The sequence below is a fragment of the Aliidiomarina sp. genome (genome assembly GCF_022565475.1).
GTDB lineage: Bacteria > Pseudomonadota > Gammaproteobacteria > Enterobacterales > Alteromonadaceae > Aliidiomarina.
The window spans coordinates 1-5,987 of the sequence record NZ_JAIUMR010000022.1 but is presented as its reverse complement, the minus strand read 5'-3'; the positions used below and the strand labels follow the sequence as shown (position 1 = coordinate 5,987).

3 protein-coding genes and 2 tRNA genes are annotated in these 5,987 nt (G+C 48.6%); 2 read left to right on the top strand and 3 right to left on the bottom strand.

The annotated features are described in order from the left end of the window. Positions 1 to 98 precede the first annotated feature (98 nt). The 3 genes from LAT77_RS12350 to LAT77_RS12340 all read right to left on the bottom strand — a co-directional run bounded on the left by LAT77_RS12350 (position 99) and on the right by LAT77_RS12340 (position 3,742). Positions 99 to 174: transfer RNA gene (locus LAT77_RS12350), tRNA-Val, on the bottom strand. 110 nt (positions 175 to 284) lie between these two features. Then, on the bottom strand, positions 285 to 2,318 hold the full coding sequence (uvrB, locus tag LAT77_RS12345) for an excinuclease ABC subunit UvrB (protein WP_290564869.1): 2,034 nt from the start codon (positions 2,316 to 2,318) through the stop codon (positions 285 to 287). A gap of 26 nt (positions 2,319 to 2,344) precedes the next feature. After that, the gene (locus tag LAT77_RS12340) at positions 2,345 to 3,742 is read right to left on the bottom strand and encodes an MATE family efflux transporter (RefSeq protein WP_290564868.1); all 1,398 of its coding nucleotides are present in this window, start codon (positions 3,740 to 3,742) and stop codon (positions 2,345 to 2,347) included. A 254-nt stretch (positions 3,743 to 3,996) separates the two neighbouring features. Here LAT77_RS12340 and LAT77_RS12335 point away from each other — a divergent pair, with 254 nt between their 5' ends. After that, positions 3,997 to 5,199 carry a pyridoxal phosphate-dependent aminotransferase gene (locus tag LAT77_RS12335; RefSeq protein WP_290564867.1) on the top strand — a complete coding sequence of 401 codons (1,203 nt, stop codon included), beginning with the start codon at positions 3,997 to 3,999 and terminating at the stop codon, positions 5,197 to 5,199. A 709-nt stretch (positions 5,200 to 5,908) separates the two neighbouring features. Continuing rightward, a tRNA-Asn gene (locus LAT77_RS12330) sits at positions 5,909 to 5,985 on the top strand. Positions 5,986 to 5,987 lie beyond the last annotated feature (2 nt).

Sequence of the window (5,987 nt, the reverse complement as noted above, 5' to 3'; positions counted from 1 at the left end):
CGAACCAGTGACCCCCGCCTTGTAAGGGCGGTGCTCTCCCAGCTGAGCTAACCATCCAGAGCTGGTGCAACAGGATACGCATCGTATCAAAAAAGAAATGGTGGATGGTACTGGGTTCGAACCAGTGACCCCCGCCTTGTAAGGGCGGTGCTCTCCCAGCTGAGCTAACCATCCACGTTTCGCTGAGTTGCAGGCGGGTATTATAGGGCTGAAGCCCGCACTGTCAACCGGAAATTTTCAGGAAGCGCGCTAACTGTTGAAAATTAATCCACTTCGCCGACAATTTAACCGTAGGTTTTTAGTTGCTCGCGCAATTCGTGCACTTGATCACGTATTTTCGCGGCTTTCTCAAATTCTAGGTTTTGCGCGGCTGCATACATCGCCTTTTCTTGCAGCGAAATTTCCTGCGCCAATTCTTTCGGATCGCGATACGTCGGCATCCGAATCCCTGCCGCTGCGGCTTTGACGCGTTCTTTATCGCGACGACGTTTATCGGCGTTGCCACCAAGGTCCATCACGTCCGTAATCTTCTTATTCAGCCCTTGCGGCGTAATGCCATGCTCGAGGTTATGGGCAATCTGCTTGTCACGACGGCGCTTGGTTTCATCCATCGCTCGTTGCATCGAGCCAGTAATTCGATCCGCATACAAAATTGCCCGACCATTAATGTTCCGCGCCGCCCGGCCAATGGTCTGAATCAATGAACGTTCAGCGCGCAAAAAGCCTTCTTTGTCGGCATCGAAAATCGCCACTAAGGAAACTTCGGGCATATCTAAGCCTTCTCGCAGCAAGTTAATACCCACTAAGGCGTCGAACTCACCTAAGCGCAGGTCGCGAATAATTTCCATACGCTCGACGGTATCAATATCCGAGTGCAAATAGCGGACTTTAATACCGTGTTCATCCAAATAATCACTTAAGTCTTCCGCCATTTTTTTCGTCAGTGTGGTAATCAGCACACGCTCATTGCGCTCTGCCCGAGCACGGATCTCCGACATCACATCATCGACTTGGGTTGCCACTGGTCGTATTTCGATCTCAGGATCAATCAAACCTGTCGGTCTAACGACTTGTTCAATGACCTCGTCACCGCATTTCTCTAATTCATATTTCCCCGGCGTCGCTGACACATAGATAGTTTGCGGCGATATCGCTTCAAACTCGTCAAATTTCAGCGGGCGATTATCCAGCGCCGATGGCAAGCGGAAACCGTAGCCGACTAGATTTTCTTTGCGTGAGCGGTCGCCTTTATACATGGCGCCAACCTGTGACACTGTCACGTGCGACTCATCAATAATTAATAGTGAATCATCCGGTAAATAATCCATTAAGGTCGGCGGTGGCTCGCCTGGTGCGCGGCCGGACAAATAGCGAGAATAGTTTTCAATGCCCGAGCAATAACCTAATTCGAGCATCATTTCGATATCAAACTGGGTGCGCTCACGAATGCGCTGCTCTTCAATCAGCTTATTGGCTGACAAAAACTGTTCCCGACGTTCCTTCAGCTCTTCCTTAATGCGATCAATCGCAGCTACGATTTTTTCACGCGGCGTCACATAGTGCGTTTTTGGATAAACCGTAAAGCGTGCAATATCGCCCTGTAAAATTTGCCCTGTTAAGGGTTCAAAAAGACTGATGCGTTCAATTTCGTCATCAAAGAGCTCAACACGAACAGCGAGATCGTCAGATTCTGCTGGGAAAATATCGATGATTTCACCGCGTACTCGGTAGGTACCGCGCGTAAACGCTGCATCGTTGCGGGTGTACTGCAAGGTCGCTAAAGTACGCAGCATGTCACGTTGGTCAATAATGTCGCCACGACGAAGGTGCAACATCATCTTCATATACGATTCAGGGTCGCCCAAACCATAAATGGCTGAAACCGACGCGATCAAAACAACGTCACGACGCTCCATTAAGGCTTTCGTCGCCGACAAACGCATTTGTTCAATGTGCTCATTGATCGACGCATCTTTTTCAATAAAGGTATCCGTCGTCGGCACATACGCTTCCGGCTGATAGTAGTCATAGTAGGAAACAAAATATTCCACTGCATTGTTCGGGAAGAATTCTTTCATTTCGCCATACAGCTGAGCCGCAAGGGTTTTATTATGCGCCAGAATTAACGTAGGCCGATTGGTTTTGGCGATGACATTGGCCATGGTAAAGGTCTTCCCGGACCCAGTAACGCCGAGGAGTACTTGCTGCGCTAATCCTGCGTCAATATTCTCAACCAGTTTAGCGATTGCTGCCGGCTGATCGCCTGCAGGTTGGTAATCGGAAACCAACTGAAAATCGCGGTACTGCTCACCTGCCATGACTTTCCCCTTTTTACCCTTCGCCATTATGACTGTGTTTCCGTTGCGAGTTTGTGCGACTTCGGCAGCTCGCCACGCAAATCATTGGTTAAACGAATAAACCAACGGTAAGAAATAATTGCGGTTAGGATATTCGCGATCACGCCACCAATAAACAACCCCGGCAAACCAGCAAGATAGTTTCCGAGCCACGACAACGGCACAAACATGACGAATAATCGGACTAAACTCAGACTTAACGCTTGCAGCGGGCGGTGTAAGGCATTAAGTGACGAGTTCGTCAGAATAATACAACCTTGAACGCCATAGCCTAACGGCATAATCCAAACAAACCAAGCGAGCACACGAGCGACTTCGGCATCGCGTGCGAACGCCAGCTGAATCAGCGGTAACATCAACAGCATGAGCACATAGGCCAACAACTGCACAGCAATCACTAATTTGAGAGCAACTTTATAGGCATCCTGAACACGGTCGAGTTTGCCGGCACCAAAGTTTTGGCTCATAAACGGCGGTAAGGTCATCGATAAGGCCAAAATCACCACGGACGCTATCGACTCGAGCCGTGCACCAGCACCAAAAGCAGCCACCGCCGGCGCCCCATGGGTTGCCACAATGGCCGTTAGAATCCCCAGTGCAATCGGCGTCAACATGTTGGCACTGGCTGCAGGTAAACCGATGGTTAGCAACTGCCGAGATTGCTGAACGAACGACCTGAAACTAGCAGGCAGTAGGTCAATCAAACGGCGGCGCCAAACTAACAGGTAGATGATCGCGGAGAACCCAACCACCCAAGAAATCACACTCGCAATTGCGGCACCTTGAATGCCGAGCGCAGGAACCGGGCCGAAGCCAAAAATTAAAATGGGGTCAAGCACGGCGTTCATCAAACCGCCAAGCGCCATAATCAACGAGGGTGTTTTGGTATCACCAGCGGCGCGGAGAATACTGTTGCCGATCATCGGAATGACTAACAGTACCGCACCTAAAAACCAAATATTCATGTAGCTATCGATGAGCTGCTGAATTGAACCCGAGGCGCCGAGGCGAGCGAAAATATAATCCGAACTAAAGAAACCGATCGCCGCTAAAACGGCTACCAACGTTGCCGACAACCAAAGCGCCGAGCTACCTGCATGTCGCGCACCTTCATGATCGTCAGCCCCAAGCTTGCGGGCAATGACCGCGGAAGTGCCAATACCGAGCCCAATCGTCAGGCTAATGACAGTGAAGGTTACTGGAAAGGTAAAACCAATCGCCGCGAGTTCTTCAGTTCCAAGCAGACTAATAAAGAAAGTATCGACAACGTTGAAACTAATGAGTGTGGCGACACCAAAAATCATCGGCCACGTCATTGACCATAGAGTCGGTGCAATTGGGCCGTGAAGAATCCGTTTCGATTTTTCTTGCGCACTGGCGGACATGAACATTCCTCTACGACCAAAATGGTCTTCAAATAACCTGTGATTGAGTCAATCTAAGGCTAACGACCGAAGACAAATAAGCAACGCCGAAGTATACCAAATTGCCCTTTTGAATACCACGTTCGCTCAGTTGTTGACTGCCTTAGCACGCGCGTGCTGAAGCTTGAGTGCGCTAGACTTTTTCGGCGATTCCACATATAGTGTTGGCCAGAAAAAATCGCCTCTTGTCCAACATTTACCCATACAGGTGCCTTGTGGAAAACTCAGTAAAGTACCCTCTGTCTAAACGTGTTAACGCAATCAAGCCGTCCCCTACTTTAGCCGTGAGTCAAAAGGCAGCAGAGCTCAAGGCGGCTGGTGCTGACGTCATTGGTTTAGGTGTTGGTGAACCTGACTTTACGACACCCAAGTTTATTTGCGAGGCGGCCAAACAAGCGATTGACGCAGGGCACACACGTTACACTGCGGTCGACGGCATTCCTGAGTTAAAAAAGGCCATTTGCGCTAAGTTTTCCCGTGACAACCAATTGAACTACGAGCCGAGCGAGATTTTAGTTTCCGCTGGTGGCAAACATAGTATTTTTAATCTCTTAACCGCATGGTTAGACGAAGGCGACGAAGTCATTATCCCTGCCCCATATTGGGTGTCTTACCCGGACATGACCTTATTGGTCGGTGCCACGCCAGTTGTCATTGAAGCGGGCATTGATCAAGCATACAAAATTACCGCAGAGCAACTTGCTGCCGCTATTACGGACAAAACCAAACTCTTGTTTTTAAATAGTCCATCCAATCCGACTGGCATGGCCTATACCGCAGACGAGCTGCGTGCATTAGCCGAAGTCTTGCGTCAGCATCCACGCGTTTTGATCGCCACTGACGATATGTACGAACATATCCTTTGGGCCGATGAACCGTTTGCCAACCTACCCATGGTTGCGCCCGACCTGAAAGATCGGACGGTCATTCTTTCCGGTGTATCCAAAGCCTATGCCATGACGGGCTGGCGAATTGGTTATGCAGCGGGTCCAAAACCCATTATTGCGGCAATGAAAAAAGCACAATCGCAAAGTACATCGAACCCGGCATCGATTTCACAATATGCTGCCCTCGCCGCATTGAATGGCGATCAAAGCTTTATTGGTGAAATGGTCAGCGAATTCCGTATCCGCCATGACCGCTTAGTCGAAGGCTTAAGCAAAATTCCAGGCCTTAAAGTTCGTCCGGGGGACGGTACCTTCTACACCTTCCCGAACATTGAAGGCTTAATGCACGCTGTTGGTGTCGAAACCGACGTCGAGCTTTGTGAACGTTTGCTCAGTGAAGCCAACGTGGCGTTAGTGCCCGGCTCAGCGTTTGGCGCTCCTGGCCATTTCCGTTTGTCGTTTGCGGCCAGTCGCGATATTTTGGACGAAGCCGTTCGTCGCATTGCAGCATTTGCCGCTCAATACGCCTAACCGAGCAGTTCCATCTTGAATAATCAGAAGAATCCCTGACAGTCGTTGTCAGGGATTTTTTGTATCTACACGTAGAAGCAGGTCTAGAACGATAAAAACAGGCTTAAAATGCCGCTCAGGCGATCCGAAATACCCAACTAAAGTTCATTCAAAGTCAAGTCGTAATATTTATCAAATAGTATAGTTTTTCTCCAATGTGAGTGAGCACTCCGCCTTAACTTATTAAAATTCAAGAGAGTTATCCTGAAACTAATTCAAAAGTAATACACAGGTTATTTTCGCGGACGATGATTTAACAGGCTATTTGTGCGCAAAATAAAATCGATTCTGAACAGTTTGCGTAACTTATTGATAATAAACGATTATAAAATTCATGCCAGTTTTTGACCGATCCTAAAAATCCGCTGTATCCCTCACCAACCTTACTCGTTCACAGACTTTCCCACAGGTTTATCCACAGAAATAGTGGATAAGATCAGCTAGGGCACGACCGGTGCGACTTTGGTTGAAATGTGGATAAAGTGTTAACGCCAAGTTTGGATGAAAATTCGCCATATCTGACGATAAAAGTAAAAAAACAAACCAAATTGTGCATTTCTAGTCCAAGACGCTCAAAATCCACGCAAACGAACTTAATTGTTCAAAATTGTCCGCAGAACATGTTGACTTCAGCGCAAGAGACAATTAACATTCCGCCCCGTTGAATGATTCCCCAGTAGCTCAGTTGGTTAGAGCGGTGGACTGTTAATCCATGTGTCGTTGGTTCGAATCCAACCTGGGGAGCCACT

Coding starts and splice junctions, on each gene's coding strand:
- uvrB (WP_290564869.1), bottom strand. CDS start 2,318: ATGGCAGGTGAGCAGTACCGCGATTTTCAGTTGGTTTCCGATTACCAA.
- LAT77_RS12340 (WP_290564868.1), bottom strand. CDS start 3,742: ATGTCCGCCAGTGCGCAAGAAAAATCGAAACGGATTCTTCACGGCCCA.